15 protein-coding genes are annotated in these 22,117 nt (G+C 38.9%); 12 read left to right on the top strand and 3 right to left on the bottom strand.

What is annotated here, in order from left to right:
• Nucleotides 1–44 precede the first annotated feature (44 nt).
• Complete coding sequence (locus GR160_RS16275; RefSeq protein WP_160750954.1) at nt 45–671, bottom strand: 2'-5' RNA ligase family protein; 627 nt, start codon at nt 669–671, stop codon at nt 45–47.
• Between the two features lie 65 nt (nt 672–736).
• Here GR160_RS16275 and GR160_RS16270 point away from each other — a divergent pair, with 65 nt between their 5' ends.
• From GR160_RS16270 to GR160_RS16255, 4 genes are all read left to right on the top strand, one after another.
• On the top strand, nt 737–1,129 hold the full coding sequence (locus GR160_RS16270; RefSeq protein WP_160750953.1) for an AraC family transcriptional regulator: 393 nt from the start codon (nt 737–739) through the stop codon (nt 1,127–1,129).
• Nucleotides 1,130–1,217: 88 nt separating this feature from the next.
• Nucleotides 1,218–2,876 carry a tetratricopeptide repeat protein gene (locus tag GR160_RS16265; RefSeq protein ID WP_160750952.1) on the top strand — a complete coding sequence of 553 codons (1,659 nt, stop codon included), beginning with the start codon at nt 1,218–1,220 and terminating at the stop codon, nt 2,874–2,876.
• A gap of 120 nt (nt 2,877–2,996) precedes the next feature.
• Nucleotides 2,997–3,932 carry a type IX secretion system membrane protein PorP/SprF gene (locus GR160_RS16260; protein ID WP_160750951.1) on the top strand — a complete coding sequence of 312 codons (936 nt, stop codon included), beginning with the start codon at nt 2,997–2,999 and terminating at the stop codon, nt 3,930–3,932.
• 3 nt (nt 3,933–3,935) lie between these two features.
• On the top strand, nt 3,936–5,801 hold the full coding sequence (locus tag GR160_RS16255; protein WP_160750950.1) for an OmpA family protein: 1,866 nt from the start codon (nt 3,936–3,938) through the stop codon (nt 5,799–5,801).
• Between the two features lie 75 nt (nt 5,802–5,876).
• Here the strand turns inward: GR160_RS16255 and GR160_RS19520 are convergent, their stop codons facing one another.
• Nucleotides 5,877–6,005: a hypothetical protein gene (locus GR160_RS19520; protein ID WP_255478546.1), complete on the bottom strand. Its 129-nt coding sequence runs from the start codon at nt 6,003–6,005 to the stop codon at nt 5,877–5,879.
• Nucleotides 6,006–6,307: 302 nt separating this feature from the next.
• Between GR160_RS19520 and GR160_RS16250 the strand changes: the two genes are divergently transcribed.
• The 8 genes from GR160_RS16250 to GR160_RS16215 all read left to right on the top strand — a co-directional run bounded on the left by GR160_RS16250 (nt 6,308) and on the right by GR160_RS16215 (nt 19,042).
• Nucleotides 6,308–7,201 (top strand): cupin-like domain-containing protein, encoded by an 894-nt coding sequence (locus GR160_RS16250; RefSeq protein ID WP_202390805.1) that lies wholly within the window; start codon nt 6,308–6,310, stop codon nt 7,199–7,201.
• A gap of 154 nt (nt 7,202–7,355) precedes the next feature.
• Entirely contained in the window at nt 7,356–7,829 is a 474-nt protein-coding gene (locus tag GR160_RS16245) for a regulatory protein RecX (RefSeq protein WP_160750949.1), read from the top strand.
• Between the two features lie 98 nt (nt 7,830–7,927).
• Nucleotides 7,928–9,778, top strand: coding sequence for a transcriptional regulator (locus GR160_RS16240; RefSeq protein WP_160750948.1), 1,851 nt, complete (start codon nt 7,928–7,930; stop codon nt 9,776–9,778).
• A gap of 7 nt (nt 9,779–9,785) precedes the next feature.
• Entirely contained in the window at nt 9,786–11,624 is a 1,839-nt protein-coding gene (locus GR160_RS16235) for a hypothetical protein (RefSeq protein ID WP_160750947.1), read from the top strand.
• Nucleotides 11,625–12,343: 719 nt separating this feature from the next.
• Entirely contained in the window at nt 12,344–16,549 is a 4,206-nt protein-coding gene (locus GR160_RS16230) for a T9SS sorting signal type C domain-containing protein (RefSeq protein WP_160750946.1), read from the top strand.
• 468 nt (nt 16,550–17,017) lie between these two features.
• Nucleotides 17,018–18,184 carry an AI-2E family transporter gene (locus GR160_RS16225; RefSeq protein WP_160750945.1) on the top strand — a complete coding sequence of 389 codons (1,167 nt, stop codon included), beginning with the start codon at nt 17,018–17,020 and terminating at the stop codon, nt 18,182–18,184.
• Nucleotides 18,185–18,316: 132 nt separating this feature from the next.
• Nucleotides 18,317–18,823, top strand: coding sequence for a DUF2975 domain-containing protein (locus GR160_RS16220; protein ID WP_160750944.1), 507 nt, complete (start codon nt 18,317–18,319; stop codon nt 18,821–18,823).
• Between the two features lie 3 nt (nt 18,824–18,826).
• A complete protein-coding gene (locus GR160_RS16215; protein ID WP_160750943.1) occupies nt 18,827–19,042 on the top strand; it encodes a helix-turn-helix transcriptional regulator in 216 nt (71 codons plus the stop codon).
• An 8-nt stretch (nt 19,043–19,050) separates the two neighbouring features.
• On the opposite strand, the gene GR160_RS16210 is transcribed toward GR160_RS16215, so the two are convergent.
• A complete protein-coding gene (locus GR160_RS16210; protein WP_160750942.1) occupies nt 19,051–22,044 on the bottom strand; it encodes an AsmA family protein in 2,994 nt (997 codons plus the stop codon).
• Nucleotides 22,045–22,117: the final 73 nt, after the last annotated feature.

The following is a 22,117-nucleotide window of genomic DNA, read 5'->3' as shown; positions in this document are numbered from 1 at the left end:
GTAGTTCAATCCAAAATCTAATAATCCTATATTCAACAATCCGGTTACCCCAGCTTCACCTCTCCTGCAGGAGTAAAAAGTTTATCGGTTCCGGCAAGGCGTCGGCGAATGGTAATACGATCGCAAACCCATTCGTTAATGTAGTCAAACGGAGTAAAGTCTTCAATCTTTTCTAAATCGGCCGCCAATACATTGCGTGCAATGGTTATATGCGGAATCATGCCCAGTTTTTTAGGTTTATGATCAGAGGGCTTATCAATAATACTGGTTTGCCTGTTTACCACCTTTGGTACACGCTTTCGGTTGGGCTGCTTTATAGCCGAAACCAGATCGTCTATAGGATACGGGTTTTCGATCTTGATGATAAAAGTGCGCTCTGTACCATGCTCAAATGCATCATGCCCATTAAGTTTTATGGTAAATTTAGTAAAACCCGAAACCGCTTTTTTAATAAGAGCCTTTACATCGGTGCTTTCAAAAGCCTCCATTTTTAGCAGTGTAATGTGTGCTATAGATTTTCGGTCTCTTTCGGCTATCCCTATCAATTCATGAAGCTGTTGTTTTAGGCCATCCACATCTTCCTTTATAGCATCGCTTGGCGAAAGCAGTATGTGGTATTCATACAGCGTTTCGGGAAACAAACTAATCTGATCGGGGTTCTTTTTAGGCATTTACAAATCTTGTTGCGCAAAAATACAGTTTCTTTTGTAATTTAGTATTTATCTTAGCTTCAAACATGAAAACCGAAACAAAAAACCAGATCCCCACTAAGGTGCTTGCCCGTAAAGACGAAATTGCAGCCAATTTTGTGCATCTGGCAGAACAGCATTTGGCCGACCTGATGAGTGGGACTGCACCAAAGCGTTTTCATGCCAGCGATTTTGCCTCAAGGCTTTTTATACACCCACGCCATCTTACCACCACGTTAAGGCTTGCCATAAACACATCGGTTTGCGATTATATGGAAGAACGAATTCTTGAAGAGGCACAAAAACTACTTAAAGAAACCAACCTTCCTGTAGCTGAAATAGGACAACGTTTTGCTTATGATGAGCCCACAAACTTCACCAAGTTTTTTAAAAGCATGACTGGCATTACCCCTTTACAATACCGCAAAAGCGCTGTATAATTAACAAATGTTACTCTCCACCCCTATCAACACACCAGGGTTGTGTAATTAATTTATGCTTATCTTTGGCATGCAACTATAGCACTACATGTTCAAAATAAGACCTCATAGTATTTTTATACTGCTGTTGTTCCTGCTTTTTTCGGGTGTAACAAATGCAGCCGATCCCAGGGCGCATTGCGACAGCCTGGTGCAAAGCGGCATAGATGCCATGTGGAAAAAAGACCATGTAAAATCGCTCGAACTGCTAACGGAAGCACGCACAATAGCCCAAAAAAACCACTGGTATAAGCAGCTTTTTTTGGCTACCAATAATATAGGTGCCAACTATTATGCACTGCTCGATTATGGCGAGGCACTTAACCACTACCTCGAAAGCTACACCATTGCTGTAAAACACCTTGAACCAAAATATGAAATGGTGGTGCTTAACAACATTGCCATTTTATACAGCAAAGAGGAAGACCATGAAAAGGCCACTGAATATTTTAAAAAAGCCTATTCTATTGCCAAAGAAAATAAAGACCTGTTTAAAACAGGGCTTTATGCCATGAATCTTGGCAACGTGGCCAACGAAATGCGCAGCCTTAAAGAAGCACGTGATTATTTTAAAGAGTCGCTTCCTTATCTTAAAGACAACGAAGAAATGTTGCTTTTGGCAGAAATGGGTTTGGCTGAGAATGATTTGCTTGCAGGACATGCTCAGTTGGCACGCGAAAAAGCCACAGCTTTGTTTTCTAAACTAAAAGACCCAAACTTTAACGACACCGGGCTTTCGCTTTCGCTCATAATCACACGCAGCTACATAAAAGAAGACAATTTTGCCAAAGCTGTTGCCGAAGCGCAGAAAATACTGGATACCAAACCAAATGCCGATGTAAAAAGAACGGTGTACAGCCTGCTTAGCGAAACCTACACCAAAAGCAGGGAATACGACAAAGCCTTACAATATAAAGACTCGGTTATATGGGGCGACAAGGAGCTCAACAAAATTAAGAACGGCGAGGTGTACCAAACTAACCGTGTAAAATTTGAGATCCAGGATTATAAGAACCAAATCGCTATAAACTCGGCAAAGCTTAACAGCGAGCGCAAACTGTTTTACTATATCCTTGCCGTTATAATTGCTGTTGTTACCATTATAGTATTGGTGTTGCGCAATATTTCGGTTAAGAACAGGCAAAAACAACTTGAGGCTGAGCATAACGAAAAAGAAATGGCACTACAGCTGGAAAAAGAAAAGAATGAAAACCTGTTACTGGAACAACAAATAAAAGAAAAAGAAACCACTGCCCTCTTAGAACAGGAACGCCTTAAAAATGAGATAGAAGCCCGCAACCGAAAACTATCGGCCAAGGCATTGTACCTGTCAGGCAGGAATGAACTTATCGAAGACATACTTTCTTCGGTTTCCGGAACTACAGAACTTTCAAAGAATCCTGAATTGGCAGGGCATATAAAAACCTTAAAAAGCCACCTTAAAACGAACGACGAGTGGGACAGCTTTTTAACCCATTTTGAAGAGGTAAACCAAGGCTTTCTTAACCGCCTTAAAACGGCACAGCCCATGCTAACGGGCAACGACATAAGGTTTATTACCTATATATACATGAACCTTAGCACTAAAGAAATTGCCTCGATGCTTAACATTACTCCTGAAGCCTGCCGCAAACGCAAAGAAAGACTGGCAGCTAAAATGGAGCTTCCTGCAAATATGTCCCTGTACGACTACCTGTCTTTTTTATAAAAGATATATCCTGCTAAGGTTAAAGTTTTTTCTTAAGCAAAAGTTAATTCAGAAAAATAATTACCTTTAGCCCGCCCATGTTATTGCACTATAAACAGTGCTTTAACAAAAATTCACTACATGAAAAAAATATACTTTGCCGCTTTACTGGCTCTCTCCGGTTTAGCCGATTCTTTTGCGCAGCAGGACCCGCATTACACGCAGTACATGTACAACATGAATGTTATTAACCCGGCCTATGCGGGATCAAAAGAACACTTATCATTCGGGTTATTATACCGTAAACAATGGGTAGACGTAGACGGTGCCCCGAGCACCGGGACCTTTTCAGGCCACAGCCCTGTGGGCAAGAACGTAGGTTTGGGTCTTTCTGCCATTACCGATGAGGTAGGCCCAGTAAACGAGACCAACGTATATGCCGACTTCTCCTATACCATAAAGCTTGGCGGCGAACACCGCATAGCACTGGGCTTAAAAGCCGGTGCAACCTTCCATAAAGTAGGGCTTTATGACGATATAGGCAACGGCAACGTTCCTGATGCCAACGACCCTGCCTTTTCAGAAAACATCAGCCGCACCTATTTTAACGTAGGTACGGGTATCTTTTACTACACCAACAAATATTATGTGGCCTTTTCAGTGCCAAACATGCTAAAGAGCAAGCACCTTGACTACAGGGGCGTAAGCGGTAGTGGTAAATTCGGTTCGGAAGAATCGCATTACTTCCTGACAGGAGGCTATGTGTTCGAGATAACCGACAACTTTAAGCTAAAGCCATCGGCCATGGTAAAATCGGCTTTTGGAGTAGACCCAAGCATCGACGGATCGCTTAATGCATTGTTCTTCGACAAATTCGAGATAGGTGCTACCTACAGGATAGACGACAGCTTTGGAGCTATGGTAAACTATGCCATTACGCCAAGCATAAGGATAGGCTATGCGTATGACCACATTGTGAGCGACCTTGACGTTACCACCCCGGCATCGCACGAGTTCATGCTGCTGTTCGATTTGAACTTCCCGAAAAAAGTATCCCGTTCACCACGTTATTTCTAAGCCATGAAAAACTTATACATAGCTCTCGGCTTTTTTGCTGCCACACAGGTTTGGGCACAAAGCCCCGCTACCGAAACTGCCGATAAACTGTTTGCCCGTTTTGAATATGTAGACGCCGCGAAAGAATATCTTAAACTTACAAAAAAAGGTAAAGATCCTTATGTGTACCGTCAGTTGGCAGAAAGCTATTACAATGTTTATAACAGTAAGGAAGCCATAATTTGGTATGCAGAAGCAGTAAAGACAAAGCAGGATGCGGAGGTATATTATAAATATGCGCAAATGCTGAAGGCAGAAGGCCAGTTTGAAGAAGCCAATAAGCAAATGGCAAAGTTTGCATCGCTTGCGCCAAAAGACCAGCGTGCCCTGGCTTTTAAAAAGGATCCTGATTATTTGCCAAAGCTTCGCAGCCAGAGCAAACTATTCGATGAAAAGATACTGGACATAAACGATAAAAAATACAGCGATTTTGGGGCTTTTGTTTTAAACGACAACAGTTTTTATTTTGCCAGTGCGCGCAATACATCACGCAAAACCTATGGCCGTGACGAGCAGCCGTTTATGGACATCTATTATGCTACTTATAATAATGATGGCAGCATTAGCGAACCCAAACCCCTGACCGATGTTAACAGCAAGCATCATGACGGGCCACTTGCCATAACTGCCGATGGCAACACCATGTATTTTGCCAGCGAAAGTTTTAGGGAGGGCGACTCTGAAAAGAGCGGCGGACAAAAAAACAGTCTCATATACCTATATAAAGCCACAAAAAAAGATGGCAAGTGGGGCAATGTAACCGCACTGCCGTTTAACAGCAACAAATGGTCTACGAGCGGGCCATCTGTAAGTAAAGATGGTAAAACATTATACTTTGCCTCAAACCGCAAGGGCTCTATGGGCAACAGTTCGGATATATGGAAAGTAGAGATAAAAGGCAACAACAGCTATGGCGAGCCTGTAAACCTTGGCCCTAAAGTAAATACTGAAGGCCGCGAAAGCTTTCCGTTTATTACAGACGACAACAAGCTGTATTTTTCATCGGAAGGGCATAAAGGCTTTGGGGCACTTGACATTTTTTATATAGACCTTGCACATGATGGTGAGGTTATAAATGTGGGATTACCTGTAAACTCACCAAAAGATGATTTTGCATTTTCGTTTAATAATACAAAAAACATTGGTTTTTTTGCAAGTAACAAGGCCGGAAAGGATAATTTATATGCCGCCATTCCGCTTTGTGGTGTAGAGGCTATTGTAACCGTAACCGATGTTAGCACAGGCAAGCCGTTAGCAAATGCTAAAGTTGCCATACTGGACGACAAGAACAATGTTATAGAAACCAAAACTACAAATACAGCCGGAGAACTGATCTACAGCGTAGACTGTGATAAGGCTTTTGTATTGCAGGCAACAGCAACAGGCTATGAAAACGCATCGTTTGCCCTTCCTAAAACAAAAGGAGGCGTTGTGCCTATATCGGCTCCTTTAAAACCACTTGCAAACATTATTGTAGATGGTAAGATTGTTTTAAAGAACATCTATTTTGATTTTGACAAAAGTAACATTACACAGGAAGCAGCCTTTGAATTGGATAAGCTGGTGCAAACCATGACACTGTATCCAACTATGGTAATCTCTGTTAAAACGCATAGTGACAGCCGCGGATCTGATGAATATAACCTAAAATTATCTGACGACCGTGCCCGTGCCACCGTACAATATGTAGTAAGCAAAGGCATAGCCAAAGAACGCATTAGTGGCAAGGGCTATGGCGAAAGTGAGCCTCTTATAAAATGTGGGGACAACTGCACAGATGAACAGCATGCACAAAACCGCAGGGTAGAATTTATTATTGTAAAGAAATAAAACAACCTTTTTATAAAATGCACAAAGAGCCCGTTATATAGCGGGCTCTTTGTTTTGATTAATACAACGGGGGAGTTATATAATATCCTGACCAATGGTTTTGGTGAAAAGCGTAAATCCGAAAATGGTAAACACTTTTATGGTTCTTAGTACCTGGCAATCGTTATTAAATATGTGCAGGGTTTTTACTTTAACTATTTTCATATTTGTGTTGTTTAAAGCAGTTACTTTCAATTCTTTTGTAATGAGTTTTCCTTATCTCTATACCAAAAGTAGCATAACATTTAGCCCAACGGCAACATCTTCGTTTAACAGCAGTTATCTTACGGTGAGCGGAGCGATATTTCCGACAAGAATATGTGTACATACCTATACATCTGCCAACGTAACCAGTGTTTTTTTGAATTATAGTTTTTTTTAACTGCATTTATTAAGGAAACTTTAAGATACGTGTAATTTACATTTTGCTAACCCTTTAGTAAATTTGTAGTACTAAAGACCTACTGATGTCATTACACCTAACCGAAATTGAGCGGGTAAAAACCATTACAAAAGAGGATTTTTATAACAATTATGTAAAAAAGCAAAAACCTCTTGTAATAGAACAGCTTACTGAAGACTGGCCTGCCTACACAAAGTGGAAACTCGATTATATAAAAGACCTTGCCGGAGATAAAACTGTGCCGTTGTATGATGACAGGCCGGTGTCTCATAAAGACGGTTTTAATCAGGCGCATGCCACCATGAAAATGGCTGACTATATAGACCTTCTTGAAAAAAAGCCTACCAACTACCGAATATTTTTATATAACCTCATGAAAGAGGTGCCTGCCTTAAAGAACGATTTTAAATGGCCCGACATAGGTTTAAGGCTTGTAAAACAACTGCCAATGCTGTTTTTTGGAGGAGAGAACAGCAAAGTGTTTATACACTATGATATAGACCTTAGCAACATACTGCATTTTCATTTTCACGGAAAAAAAAGATGCATTCTTTTTGCACCGGATCAAACACCCTATTTATATAAAGTGCCTCATGCACTCATTTCGCGCGAGGATATTGATTTTGACAATCCTGACTTTGAAAAATGGCCGGCACTAAAACACGCCCATGGACTTGTTGCCGATCTTGAGCATGGCGAAATGCTATATATGCCTGAAGGCTACTGGCATTACATGAAATATGTTACCCCTGGGTTTTCTATGAGCCTGAGATCTTTTCCACGCAAACCGTTAAACCTGATAAAGGCCGCCTACAATGTAACCATTATGCGATATTTTGACAGTTTTATGCGCAAATACCGCGGACAAAAATGGATCGATTATAAAAATGAACAGGCAGTGATTCGTACGCACAAAAATTTGAAAATTGAGCAATTTGATGATCTGGTCATTCGGTAATTTGATTATTTGTGGATACGTGGATTTGGTAATTCGGTAATTTGAAAGATTGATTGCTTTATAATGGATAGCACAATTAAAAATATAGATTCGTTATATTTGTTTCAGATAAATAACCGAATTACCAAATCCACGAATCCACAAATTAACCCCGTTGACAGAATATAAATCATATACTGTAGAAGAAGCCAGGCGCAAGCTGGAGCATTATTGCATTTATCAGGACAGATGCCATGAAGAGGTAGTTCAAAAATTAAAAAGCCTTAATATGATTCCGCAGGCAATAGATGCTATTGTAGTACATTTAATAGAGCACAATTTTTTAAACGAAGAACGTTTTGCCTGTAGCTTTGCCCGTGGAAAATTCAGGATAAAACATTACGGAAAAAGACGTATTGTAAACGAGCTTAAACTGCGGGGTATATCAAAATACAATATAGACAGGGCTTTGAAAGAAATTGATGAAGACGAATATATTGAAGTTTTTAATACCCTTGCCGAAAAACAGTGGAACAGCATACACGATAGTAGTATTTTAAATAAAAAGAAAAAACTTACAGATTTCTTATTGCGAAAAGGCTTTGAAAACACACTAATATTTGACAAAATCAATTTATTGGCACATTAAAAATATTAATATTTTAAATATTTCATAATTCATAAAATATTGTTAATTTGGCTCATTGTTTTTTTCAGCCAACAATATCGCCTGTAAGATTGATGCCAATGAGATATTTATTATACCTTGCTGTTTTACTTTTTGCCCTGCCCCTATTTGCCCAAAAGCCTGATTACGATTTTGTAAAGGCCGAGAAGGACTCGCGCAGACTTGTATATGGCAATCCCGATAGCGCACTTGTAATTATAAAGAATACCTTGGCACAAAGTGGTAATCTTCATGATACTATCTATGGCAACACCTATAATCTGTATGGCATATATTATGGTATGATAGGAAAACCAGATTCTACACTTTATTATATAAAAAAATCGCTTACCTATCTTGATAAATACCCCCGCAATAAAACCAGAAGCTTGATGAACCTTGCCATTGGTTACAGAAACAGGGGCGACTATAAATTAAGCATCAATACCCTTAACGAAAGTATTGCTATTAATACTAAAGAAAACAACGATGTGGGCATAGCTATTGCCTACGGCGAACTGGCCAGTAATTATAGCTACATGCTTGATTATAAAAAATCGGTAAATTATTTACTTAAAGCAGCCGCAATACTAAAAGGAAACAAAAAAGGTACAAAGCAAGTTCCAGCCATTAACCAAAAATTGGGTAATACTTATATGGCAATGGGTAATTATAAGTTTGCCATAGACCTTTACCGTGAAAGCCTTAAGGGATTTAAAGAAATAGGCGGGCTTAAAAATTACTACCTTACGCATATTAATATTGCCGAAGCACTTATACAATTAAAAAACTATAAGGATGCCGAAAAATCGTTAAACGAAGCAATAACCGGGCTTGAAAAATTTGGCGATAAAGAAATGATTGGCATTAGCTATTCTAAAATTGGCAATTTAAAATCTAAGCAAAAAAATAATGCCAAAGCTATTAAAGCATATAAAAGCGCTATTGAAATGCTTACCGAAGTACGGTCTTCGAGACTGATACGTATTGCAGGAGAATATATTGATTTGCTTAACGCTCAAAACGATTCTAAAAAAGCATTAGAAGTTATTGCAGGTATTGATAAATTGAAACTGTTTGCAAGCGCAAACCTTGACGACCAAGAAGTATATAAAAATGCTACTGCTGCAACCTATGAAGCGACTAACAATGATAAAGAGGCTATAAAAGCTTATAAGCATACCATTGCAATAATGGATTCTATATCTGCCAGTAAAAGAGAAGAAGCAGTGCGCGATATGCAGGCTAAATTTCAGACCGAGCTACAACGTGAAAAAAATATTTCATTAGAGGCTAACAACAAAGTACTGCAAAAAAATCTTGAGGCAGACAGGGCTAAATTACTACTATACACCATAGCGGCTATCGCCGTTTTGCTGGTTATACTATTAGTCCTTAGAGGATACTGGTCAAGAACCCGCCTGCAAAGAGAGGCGCTTAAAACTGTTGAGGCCGAAAAAAGCATGCTTGAACAACGCCATTTGCATGAACAGGAGCTTACCAATGCACAGCGCGAAATTATCGAGGAAAAGCAGCGTGAGCTTACAAGCACTGCTTTACGTATGGCTAATTATCAAGATAGTGTAGCCGAAATAGTAGAGAAGTGCGACAAGGGCGGCATTACAAAAATTGCCGATGTAAAAAAAGAACTGCAACAGCTCGTAAAACAACAGGACTACTGGAAACAGTTTGAAACACGTTTTAACAACCTGCACCCTGAGTTTGGCACTACGCTTACTAACAGGTATGCGAAGCTTACAAAGAACGATATTGAATTTTGTTCGCTGCTAAAGTTAAACCTTAGTAATAAAGAAATTGCTTCGCTGCTTCAAATATCTCACGAAAGTGCCATTACCAAAAAATATCGCATCAAAAAGAAAATGGAAATCAATGATGATGATGAATTTGAAAAACTTTTAATGGACATATAGCCGGTTAATGAAACCTACACTTATAGTGCTGTTCTTTGTAGCTTTGGCCACAACTGCACAAACAGGCAAAAACTGCAATAACCTTTGGCTAAAAGTAAACTATACAGGAGCAGAGCAGGCCGGGAACTATAAAAAAAAAGCCTTAAAACTGCTTGGCGCAAAAACAGTCCACGATACTGTAAAAGCAAAAGCATACAATACGCTGGGCATTTATGCAGGACTTACAGGCAAGCACGATTCGGCAGTAATATTTTATCAAAAGGCTCATGCACACCTTAAAAAATACCCCCAGCTGCAAATTTATACTTGTATAAATGAGGCGGCTTCCCACGAGGCACTAACCAACTACAGCATTTCTGAAAGTATTGGCCAAAAGGCTCTTGCCTTAAACAACAAATATGGCAATGCAACCAACAAAGCACTTATATATCATGCTCTGTCATCGGCCTATTTGCGAATGGATAAGCTTGAAAAAGCAACCGAATATCTTATAAATGGAATTGACATCCTTGAAAAACAAAAAGATAATTGTTACCTCTGGCTTTTAAAACTATCTCTTGCAACTGCTTACATACAAACTAATAACTACAAGTTTGCCACAGATATTTTTGAAGCCTACCTGCAAAACAACGCTGCCGAAAGGGGCACCAAGCGCCATACAATTGCTATTGTTAATTATACTGAGTGTTTAATAGAGCTAGGCCAGCACGACAAAGCATACACCCTGCTTAATAACGCTGTTAAAGATGTTGCAAAACTGGGAGACCGCGAATTGGAGGGCGTATTGTATTATCGCATAGCAAATTTGGAGTATGAACGTGGGCATACCGAAGCTTCATTACAAAACTATGAGAAAGCCTATAGCCTTTTAGATCAGGAAAAATCAAGGTTTACCACCAATATTTACAGTGGATATCTCGATGTACTGGTTAGTTCAGGGCAATTAAAAAAAGCGTTAGGGCTTGCTAAAAAATATAAGAACACTACATCTTATAAAAGAAGCGTTGCATTAGAACGACTTGCTTATCAAACATCTGTAGCCGAATTGTATGAAAAAGCAGGGCTTTATAAAGATCAAAGCTTGGCTTTACAGGAAGCCTTAAGAATATGCGACTCTGTGAGGCAAATAAATAACGGCTATAGTGAGCAGCAGGTGCAGGCCGGATATCAAAACAAGTTTCAAAGAGAGCGCAATATGCTTTTGGCTAAAAACAATGTCGTGCTTAAGAATAAACTTGCTACAGAAGAACGGCTTCTGTATATGTACATTATAGCGAGTGTAGCAGTTATAATATTAATACTGCTGTATTTGCGCAGCTACAGGCTTCGTAATCATCTGCAAAAAGAAAAGCTCAAAAACGCAGAAACCGATAAGGCTTTTATAGAGCAGCAACGCATACACCAGTATGAATTGCTTACTTCTCAAAAAAATACTATTGAAGAAAAGCAACGCGAAGCCACCTCTATTGCCCTTCAACTGGCTAATTATTATGACCATCTTAATGAGTTGATAGAAAAATGCAATACTACAGGCTATACAACAGCAAACGATATCAAGAAAGAACTGCAGCAACTGGTCAAACAAAAAGATTACTGGAAACAGTTTGAAGCACGTTTTAACGATCTTAATCCGGAATTTGCCGGCACGCTTATGAACAGGTATCCGCGACTTACAAAAAACGACCTTGAATTTTGTTCGCTCTTAAAACTAAAACTGAGTTATAAAGAAATTGCATCGCTACTTCAAATATCTCATGAAAGTGTGATTACAAAAAAATACCGTGTAAGGAAAAAGATGGAACTTAAAGACGAAGTTGAACTTGAAAAAATGCTCGACGAAATGTAATGATGCATTTGCGACGAAAACACTCCATTTTATCATTTTTTTAACTCCCGTCTATACGCCTTTGTCTATATCAAAAAACAAAATAACACTAAATAACTGTAAATAAGCAGTTTAACATGTAAATTATTTTCGTTTTGTCTATGCTTTGTCTATCGAAAAAACGTTAAAAAACGTTAAAGATGCCGTTACTTTGCCTTTCCGATACAGACGAAAAGGTACATTCATCTGATTTATTTACCATTCATCGACATTTATAAACGGTTTAACGTTACTAATTGAGCCATTGTCGAAAATGTTAAAATAAGCCTTTGTACCCGTTGTACATTTGTATCAGAAATAAAGAACAGCACTATTCAAAAGATAAATTAATAGTACTGAAGTGCATTACCAATTACTAAAAAACAAACAAGAAAACATGCAAATTTCTTCAAAATTATAGCAAACACGTTAGGCCCTCAAATCAACCTAATGCTATGTTGGCACAAGAGCAAAGGCCCCCAGCTTTTGTGTTCAATTCGATCTAAAACGTGAAGTTCATCGTCAAAATATGAATTTCAACGGAATAAACTCAACTAAAACGTTGTAGTTGGAATTCTTAAAATTATTTTAAAATTTTCTTAAAATAATTTGTTTTGTAACGAAAAATGTGGGTACATTTGCCCCCGCAACCAAAAAAAGTTATGCCCCCATAACTATCTGAAATTTAAATAATTACTAAAATGAAAAATGCAGTATTATTACTAATGCTATTGCCTTTTATTGGCTTTTCTCAAAGCTCGACTGAGCTACTTGCCCGTTGGGAAGGTACCCGTATAAACTGGAGCAACCCTACAGCAACCCCAACCTACTACAATAACGCAAATGCCGGCAGTACAGCCTCTAACTTTACAGCATCTGGCGTTACAATGAACGTTACTTATGGTGGTTTTGAAGCATCTAGCTGGCCTACAGGCACAACAGTAGACTACACTAAATACTATCAGGTAGCTGTAACTGCTAACCAAGGAAAACAGATCGCAGCAAGATCGTTTAGATTTCAGCAAAACGGTTATGTAAACAGATATGAGATACGTTACTCTAAAGATGCTTCTTTTGTTAATAACGGAACTCTTCTTTACAGCAGCACAAACGGCACAAGCACACAAAACACTTATATAAATGCCCCGTTTCCATCAGGTTACACTGTAGCTCAAAACGAAACACTTTACATAAGGATATACGGTTATCAGGTAGACCAAAACAACAACAGGTGGAACATGAAATTTGACTCTCCTGTAAACAACTCAGCAAACACTAACGGTGTAGCCCCTGGTTTCTATGGTGTAATTTCAACCTACGTTCCTCCTGTAATGACAGCTGTTGAAGATTCTTACACTGTAAATGTTAATGCAAGCACTGTACTTAACCTGCTTAGCAACGATGGCAACGCATCATCTGTAACAGGTTTAACAATTACAACTCCATCAAACGGTACTGCAACTGTAAATGCTGACAGAACTGTTACTTACACTCCTGCAACTGCCTATACAGGTACTGACAGCTTTAGCTATACTATTACAAATGGCGGTGCATCTCCTGCTTCTACAGCAACGGTTAGCATAACAGTAGCTGCACAGACTCCAACAGGGCCACTTAACGGAACTTATTATGTTGGCACAAACGGTCATTTTACTACTCTTACTTCGGCTGTTAACTACCTTAACACTAACGGAATTGCAGGCCCGGTAAACTTTTTACTTAAAAACGCTACTTACAACACAAACGAAACGTTTCCGCTTACTATAAACCCTATAGCAAACAGCAGCGCAACAAATGTTGTAACATTTAAACCTTTTACAGGTGTTAGCCCAAGAATTGTTGCTACTAACGTAAACAACTACACAGGCATACCTGCAATATTTTACCTAAACGGTGCTGACTACATTACTTTTGACGGTAGCAATACTGCAAACGGAACTACAAAAAACCTTACTCTTGACAATCAGGATTATATAGATTACATTCAGCGCAGTGTGTTTTGGGTAGCCAGCAACGGTACTAACGGAGCTACACATATTACTGTTAAAAACTGTAACATTAAACAAAGCGTTGTAAACCAAGGCGGTAAATTTAGTGTGGGTGTTTACTCTGGTAACAATGGCACTGGCGACAACAATACTATGAATGTTGCTGCTGCAACAGCAAACAACAGCGACCTTACTGTTACAAACAACGACTTTATGAGCGTTAAACAAGGTGTTTACATTAACGGTACTTCATCTCTTACTACAAATGTAGTGGTAAACAGAAACGACCTTGGCGCTACAACAAACGCAGAAACTATTATATCTCCTGCTACTTTTATAAACGTAAACGGTTTTGAATACAGCGACAACCTTGTAAACAACCTTTACAGAAGTACAGACGACGGTAACCTTGTATCTGCCGGTATATATGTTGCAGGTGCTTCTAAAAACGGTTCTATCTTAAGAAATACATTAAAAGACCTTACAAGAACAGTTACAAACAACCAGGCATTTGGTGGTATCGTTCTTGCCTCTACAGATTTTAACTCTAACATCCTTGTTGCAAACAACTTTATACTTAACGTTGCAGCACAAGGTAACGGTGGCGGATATCTTAACGGATATGGTATAATTGCCGATAACGGTGGTGGCTATAAAATATATCACAACACTGTAGTGCTAAACACTAACCAGCCAAACGGTGGTTTCTCTGCCGCACTTTATGTAAACACAGCTGCACGCAACCTTGATGTTAGAAACAACATTTTCTCTAACAACCAAACAAACACTGCAACAAGGAGAAGTGCTATAATGGTACTAAACTATGCAAGCAATGTAAACAGCATATTTACTAACCTTGATTATAACGACTATTACAGCAACGACAGGCTTGGTTACATAACTAACGCTAACACCTTAGAACAGGCAAACTGGCCAGGTAACGGTGTACCGGGTTCTTATCAGGATAATGCCGACTATACTTACACACTACAGGCATGGAAAAGTGTTACAGGCAAAGATGCTCACTCAGTAAACGTTAATCCTGGTTTTGCTTCTGCAACAGATCTTCACATCAATGCTAACAACTCTGTAAACGATGTTCTTGTAGGTACTCCTGTAAACATTACAAGAGATATAGACAACCAGCTAAGAAGCACTACTGCTCCTAAAATGGGTGCAGATGAATTTGGCCCAGTAACTTCTATGCCAACAGCAGGAAACCCAACAGGTATATACTGTGACAGTGCTACAACATGGAACGGTACTGCATGGAGCAATGGTGAGCCTACAGCAGAAAAAGATGTAATATTTAGTGGCAACTTTACTCAAACAGGTGGTACTTTCTATGCATGTTCAATATTTGTACTTAACGGTGCAAGTGTAAACTTCATGAGCAACTCTAACACAATTGTTACACACAGTGTAAACGTAGCAGAGACAGGTGCATTAACTTTTGAAAGCAGCTCTAACCTGTTACAGCTTGGCAACGATGCCAACAGCGGTACAACAACAGTTAAAAGAAACAGTTCAAGGCTAAAAAGACTTGACTACACTATGTGGACTGCTCCTGTTGTAGATTCAAGAACTACAGGATACCAAACATTACTATCGTTCTCTCCTGCAACTACAATAGGCCGTTTCTATCAGTACAGCACAGCAGAAGATCAATACAACATTGTATCTGAAACTTCAAAATTTGCAAGAGGCAAAGCTTACCTTATCCGTATGCCAAACTCTGACGCAACACCAGGCTACAACGCAGGTACAACACGTATATCTTATGCCGGTGTGTTTACAGGAACACCTAATAACGGTGAGATAAAATCAGATTTAAGTTTTGCAGGAAGCGGATACAATGCAATAGGTAACCCTTACCCATCTCCAATAAGCGTTCAGGATTTCATCAACGCTAACCTTAATGTAATTGAAGGTACAATCTGGATCTGGAGAAAAACAAACAACTCTACAGTATCTTCATACAGCACTGTAAACTTAACAGGCTATACTGCAAATGCTGCACTTGGTGGTGGTGGTAACCATAACGACGGTAACGATCTTATAGCTGACCCTTATGCAATAGACCCAAGAGGTTCGCTTAATACAGCACAGGGCTTTATAGTAAAAGCTAAAGCTGCAAACCTACAGGCTACATTTAAGAACAGCATGCGTATTCAAACAAACTCTAACACGTTCTTCAGGACAGCTGCTCCATCAGAAAATACTGCAACAGTAACTACACACCGTTTATGGTTAAACGCTTCTAACGAAGCTGGTGAGTTCTCTCAAATGCTGATAGGCTACAACGATGCTTCTACTCTTGGGTATGATAACGGATATGACGGTGCAGCACTTGTTAACGGAAACCTTAACCTGTACTCAGTATTAGAAACAGAAACTGATACTTTAGCTCTAACAATTCAGGCTCGTGGCACATTTGCTGAGGCAGACAGGGTAAAATTAGGTTATACATCTACACTTGCAGGTACATTTACAATATCTAAAGACCATGCAGACGGTCTATTTGAAGAAGGACAAACTGTTTACCTTATAGATAACTTAACAGGTGATTTCCACAACCTGAACGAAAGTAACTATACCTTTACAACAGAAGCAGGTACTTACAACGGTCGTTTTGCAGTAGCTTATGCTACAGACGAGCAACTTGGAACAGACAAACCTGTAGTAGAAACTAAAGCTACTGTAGTTTACAAAAACGGAAAACAAATATCAGTTAACGCTCCTGCTCAAATCAAATCAGTAGAAGTTTATGATATGCTTGGAAAAACAATATTCGGTAAAAACAATGTAGACAATACAGAGTTCTCTACAAACGAAATAAATGTAGCTCCACAAGTACTTATTGTAAAAGTTACCCTTGAAAACAAACAGGTGGTTTCTAAAAAAATAATGATGAACTAATAAACTAAGGTTATATCTCCGGATGAAAATGCCGGAGATATAAACCTAAAAGTTTAAACTGTATAAAAACCGGGCAACAGGTTTAAAAAAAATTATAACGCGTAGTAAACGTTATAATGTTTTAGTAATTTTTTAGTTGGATGCACGCCCCGGGTTGCTCTGGGGCATTTTTTAAAAAGCATCCTTTTTTCGTTAAGACAAAACAAAGTAATACATACATGTTTTAAAAAAATTTATAGTGCGTAGTAAACACTATAATGTTTAGTAATTTTTTAGTTGGATGCACACCCCGGAGCTTAGTAACCTCCGGGGTTTTTGCTTTAATATATGCCCCCTCCTACCTTTTGTTTTACTTTTGCTCGTTGAAGATAATCATCTATAATTTTAATAAAACCTTACCATATAAGGCCATCAGAATTAATTAATTTTGAATGTATGCATAATAATTTAACATGACTTTGCTGATATATGGAAACACTGAGAGTGCCTAACTATATAAAAACGGTTTTTATAGCCTTGCTTATCATTATAATCGTTTTCTTTATGATAGTAGCAAAACCCATATTGGTTCCGTTACTCATATCTGGCTATATAGCCATGTTGCTAACATCGTCCTGCAATTGGCTCGAAAGGCATAAAGTACCACGCTCATTAAGTGCAGCTCTGTGCCTTATAGTGTTTATTGCCGTTATTGGAGGCATCCTGTTTATTATATATGTGCAGTTGCGCGGTTTTATGAGCGATATTGGCGGAGACCTTTCGTCTAAAATAAATGCGTTTGTAATAGACATCAATAAATATTGCAAAGAATCATTTGGTTTTGACCTTGGCATGCCCAATGGATTTGAAGTTAAAAAAGCTGTAGACATTGTAAAGCCCGAAAACGGATCGGCCACAACATTGGTAATAAATATGCTCAATACTGTAAGCGATGTTATACTATTGCCGGTTTTTATTTTTTTCCTGCTGATATACCGCGATCACCTGGCAGTGTTCGTTACCAAAGTTTTCAGTAAACAGGACGATAATTTCCTGCTTCACAAACTAACTTCGATAAGAAAAATAGTGTATTCTTATATTGTTGGTGCAGGAAAGGTAATGGGAATACTTGCCATTGTAAACACCGCTGTCCTGTTTGCCCTGGGCATAAAGCACGCTATATTTTTTGGTGTAGTGGCAGGTATGCTAAACATTGTACCTTACCTTGGACCATCGCTTGGGGTCATCATGCCGTTCTTTTTTGCCCTCATGACCAAAGACAGCCTGTTCTACCCTATAGCCGTAGCTGTATCATTTATATTTATACAACTGCTGGAAGGGGCTTTTTTAACCCCAAAAATCACCGGGGGTAATGTTAACCTTAATGCACTGGTTACTTTTTTAGGACTACTTATAGGCGGTGCTATATGGGGCATACTGGGCATGATACTTATTATTCCTACCATTGCCATAATGAAAAAGCTGTTTGAGCTTAGCCCCGACACCCAGCCTTATGCCTATCTTTTTGGTGAGGAAGACGATAACTGGTTTAAAAAACGCGACCGGAAAGGCAAGCGGGCCCGTAAAGAAAAACAACAGCGCAAAGCTGCCGACGAAACCGCTAAAGACATTCTTGAAAAGGGAGAGCCTGACTAAGAATCCGTTGACATTCTTAGTGTTAATCATGGAAATTGAATTGAAGTAAAAAATAATAAAATATTTATTTACGATTATTAATTATCGTTTATCAATAATTTATATATTTGTCCGAACCTTAAATCATTCATCATGAAACGCATTGCTCTTTTAAAAACACTTACCGTTATATTGTTTGTTATTTGTATCGTAACTATGTTCTTCACTGTTCCGTTTATATTGGTATTGGCAGTAATGCCGGGGCAAATACCTTTTAAAATAAACGGCCATGCTGCCGATACGCTTGGAATAGAAACCATATTGTGCATGCTTGCGGCTGTGGTAGGCTTTGCCTTTTTTATTTATGCGCTGCACCTGTTTAAAAAAACACTGGAACTGTTTGAAAAGAAGAAAATGTTTCATGCAGATGTAGTTAAATATTTAGACCAAACCGGAAAAGCAATACTTATAGGCTATACCATTACTGCTGCCACTACTTTTATATACAACACTCTTGTAGAAAATAATTTAGAGCTGAACGTTGCTCTTGGTTTCGATTCTTCATTCTTTATAGTGGGGCTTGGGCTTTTCTTTTTAGTTTTAAGCGATGTGTTTTTAATGGCAAAAAACATTAAAGACGAAAACGACCTAACCCTTTAAGCCATGCCCATAATTATAAACCTTGATGTAATGCTTGCCAAACGCAAAATGCGCAGTAACGAGCTGGCCGAACGCATTGGCATGACCACAGCAAACCTCTCGATACTTAAAACGGGCAAGGCAAAAGCTATTCGTTTTAGCACACTGGAGGCCATCTGTGAGATCTTAGACTGTCAGCCCGGCGATATTATGGAGTTTGTAGATGATAATAAGTTGTAATCTTTAAACTACTCAAACTCCAATTTAGCCAATATGTTCTTCTTTTTATTGATAATGTCTTCATCGGCCTTTTCTTTAAGGCGTTCCTTATCGGTAAAATAGTATTTGTATTTAGCTTTGCCCAGGCTTATTTTATAATCGTCAAGGTTGCCCTTTATGTTAACCCCGGTTTTAAATGGTATGGGCGATTTTAATACCGACACATGATAATCGTAAGTAAGATCCAAATTCTGAATGCCTCCTACTGCCAGCCTGTAACGGTCTATTTCTACAAGAGCAGGCAATATTTCCATGTGGCTCTTTTCGATTATCATTTCCATATTAAGAGCCTGTATGGTTTTGTTTTCCTTGTCTTTAAACATAAGGGTTTTGGCAAGTTCCTTAAAAGTTTCGCTATCAAGCACCATAATATCAGTAGCCTGTAAGGCAGCTATACTGGTAACAGACGGTATAACAACATCCATTTTGCGGTTGAGCATGGCATTGCCCTCCATTCTTAAATGTGCTTTGCCCACAAACGATTTTGTCATAGGCATAAGGCTGTCCATTGCAGGCATTACTTTGGCAATATTGGCCATTTCTATATCGTGCAGGTCAAGGTCGAAATCAACTTTTGCCCTTCGATCGCTTACTGCAACATAGTTAAGGCTGGCTGTTAGCCTTGCAGCCAGCGTAGTAAGCTCAAAGTGGTTGAGCTTTAAATGGCCGTCCTCTATTTTAAGTACTCCTTTAAGATCGCGCAGGTCGAGCGAGCCATAGTGCAGCTTTTTAATATCGCTGTTAAAGGCAAACTTTATATTTTCGGGTATTTTGAATACCGTTTTTTTGTTGGTTACCTTTTTAGGATCGTGCACCTTGTTTTCGGCAACCTGTTTAAAATCGGGCTGCTGTTCTTTAGGCGTGGTTTCGGGGCTAAGCACCTTCATTATCTCGTTGGCGTCGATAAAGTTTGACGTGAGCGTGAGCGTAGCGTCTACTTTTTTATCGGGCGATTTCTTAGCCAGCATATTGTTTATCTGTCCCGTTAGTGTAACATCCGAATTGCCAAAATAGATATGCGCATTTTGAAGTGTAATGGCTCTGTTGTTAATGCCAATTTTAGAATGTTCCATGCGCAACGGCAAGGCAAAATCAGGCGAATAGGCATACAGGTTATTAAACTCTACATGGCCACGTGGCATCCAAATGTCTTCCCTGTTTTTGCGGACAGTAAGTTTATAATTGCCATTTTTAATGCCTACAAATTTTTTATCCTGCCATACTCCTGCGCTGTCTACCGTAAAAGTGGTATTAATGGCAGGACGCGCTTTGGTGCTCCTTGGGCTAAGTTCTGCTGTAGCATTGGCTTTGCGAACAACTGCTTTAATTTTATTAGTGCCGTTATATTTTAAATTGGTAAGATGTATTTCGGCAGCCAGTTTCGGCATACTGTCTTTTTGCATTTTTGCCTTTAGTTTTACATCAAGCCCGGCAAGATCTACATTGTGCTGGTTTTTATAGTTCAGCTTTAGATTTGTTGCCGCTATCCTGCCAAACGATTTACGGTTATCATTATCTTCTGCCTTGCGGCCAAAAACAAGTTCGGTTTTTTTAGTCTCAAAATAGAGGGTGTCTTTAGGGTCACTAATCAGCAGGTTTGTAAACACCGAATTACCTTTAAGCTTCATGTTATTAAACTTACTGTCTATAATATCGTTGCTTTTAAATATGGCATTAATATCTATGTGGGCTAATCCTTTGGCGGTAATATTCTGCGCTATAGGGAATTTCTTTTTAAGTGTGGTAAGATCAAGATCGCCTTTAATATTACTGTCAATCTCGGGGTCTTTAAGCAGGTTCTTAACCGTTGCATTCCCTTTTAGGTCTACCCCTGTACCTTCAAGATAGATCTCTTTAATAGTAAGGTTAGACTGTTCGGGCTTGTCATAATTGACTAAGGCATGCAAATCGGCTTCCAGGTGCCTTATCTCTCCCGGAAATTTATTGTACTTAAGCACTCCGTGGTCTATTTTAAAGAGAACATCAAAAACCGGCAGCCTCTTTTTACTGTACACACCCTTAGCAAAAGCTTTGATTGCAACGTTGCCGTGCACATCTATATCATCTTTTTTAATAATGTGCTCCGGTATGGCTTCCCATAACGTTTTTAAAGACGGTACTTTCATTTCGAGTACCACATCGGTAGCTATTTCGTTAGTAACAGTATCACGCTTAAAATGGCCTTCGGTAATAAAATCAATATCATTTAGCTTAATGGTGCTTTTATCAAAATCTATGCGGTGTTTTTTCTTGTCATACTTAATATCTGTAGTAAAATCGGCCTTTAGGTTTTTTACAAACCGATAGCCGTCCATACTGAACTTAATATGCTTAGCCGATGTTTGTGTAGCTACCTCCATACGGTCTTTGGTGTCTGACGCTTTTAAATGAATTTCAAGGCTATCGGCTTTAGCATGTGTTTTACTTACAAAATCATGATAGGCTACACGGGCATTTTCTACATTAAACTTTTTTATAAGTATGCTCTTTATTTTAAACGCTGTGCTGTCCTGCACACTAACGGTGTCTGCGGGCGTTTCCTTAACTATGTTCCAGTTGGCGTTACCATCTTTATGCACTACGGCTTTGATACCTGGGTTAATTATGGTAAGGTTATTTATTACAAGGTCGTGCTTTCTATACAATTTTAAAGCGTTGAAAGAAGCACGGCAAACGTCAAAATGTGCCAGTGTATCGGGCTTGCGGCCATGATACGATGGGGTAACCACATTTCCCTTTTTAAGCTTTACCCCAAAGTGCGGAAAAGAAGAAAAGAACGTGAGCTCCATACTCTCACAGCTTACTTTTGCATTGAGGTTTTCATTTAATAGTTGCGTAACGGTTGGGGTTATCCTTTCGGGTGTAAAAACAAAATTGAGCGCTATTGCTATCACTATAGCCAGCAAGACTATGACAGAGAGCAGGGTTATAAATATTCTTTTAATGAGCTTTTTAACTTTCATTGGGCTTATAAAATTCAATGCTGTAATATAAAGCAAAACAGGTGTAGTTAGGTTTTTATTATATTAAAAAATC

Origin of the sequence: Flavobacterium sp. Sd200, from assembly GCF_009826935.1 — a bacterium.
In the GTDB taxonomy this organism is placed as follows: domain Bacteria; phylum Bacteroidota; class Bacteroidia; order Flavobacteriales; family Flavobacteriaceae; genus Flavobacterium.
The sequence above is the reverse complement of the archived record's forward strand: the minus strand, read 5'-3'. Positions and strand labels throughout refer to the sequence as shown.

Excerpts from the sequence above, each read along its gene's own strand:
- GR160_RS16215 (WP_160750943.1), top strand. The coding sequence starts at position 18,827 with ATGCCCATAATTATAAACCTTGATGTAATGCTTGCCAAACGCAAAATG.
- GR160_RS16275 (WP_160750954.1), bottom strand. The coding sequence starts at position 671 with ATGCCTAAAAAGAACCCCGATCAGATTAGTTTGTTTCCCGAAACGCTG.
- GR160_RS16210 (WP_160750942.1), bottom strand. The coding sequence starts at position 22,044 with ATGAAAGTTAAAAAGCTCATTAAAAGAATATTTATAACCCTGCTCTCT.
- GR160_RS16225 (WP_160750945.1), top strand. The coding sequence starts at position 17,018 with ATGGAAACACTGAGAGTGCCTAACTATATAAAAACGGTTTTTATAGCC.
- GR160_RS16260 (WP_160750951.1), top strand. The coding sequence starts at position 2,997 with ATGAAAAAAATATACTTTGCCGCTTTACTGGCTCTCTCCGGTTTAGCC.
- GR160_RS16240 (WP_160750948.1), top strand. The coding sequence starts at position 7,928 with ATGAGATATTTATTATACCTTGCTGTTTTACTTTTTGCCCTGCCCCTA.
- GR160_RS19520 (WP_255478546.1), bottom strand. The coding sequence starts at position 6,005 with ATGAAAATAGTTAAAGTAAAAACCCTGCACATATTTAATAACGATTGC.
- GR160_RS16230 (WP_160750946.1), top strand. The coding sequence starts at position 12,344 with ATGAAAAATGCAGTATTATTACTAATGCTATTGCCTTTTATTGGCTTT.
- GR160_RS16235 (WP_160750947.1), top strand. The coding sequence starts at position 9,786 with ATGAAACCTACACTTATAGTGCTGTTCTTTGTAGCTTTGGCCACAACT.
- GR160_RS16250 (WP_202390805.1), top strand. The coding sequence starts at position 6,308 with ATGTCATTACACCTAACCGAAATTGAGCGGGTAAAAACCATTACAAAA.
- GR160_RS16265 (WP_160750952.1), top strand. The coding sequence starts at position 1,218 with ATGTTCAAAATAAGACCTCATAGTATTTTTATACTGCTGTTGTTCCTG.
- GR160_RS16255 (WP_160750950.1), top strand. The coding sequence starts at position 3,936 with ATGAAAAACTTATACATAGCTCTCGGCTTTTTTGCTGCCACACAGGTT.
- GR160_RS16270 (WP_160750953.1), top strand. The coding sequence starts at position 737 with ATGAAAACCGAAACAAAAAACCAGATCCCCACTAAGGTGCTTGCCCGT.
- GR160_RS16220 (WP_160750944.1), top strand. The coding sequence starts at position 18,317 with ATGAAACGCATTGCTCTTTTAAAAACACTTACCGTTATATTGTTTGTT.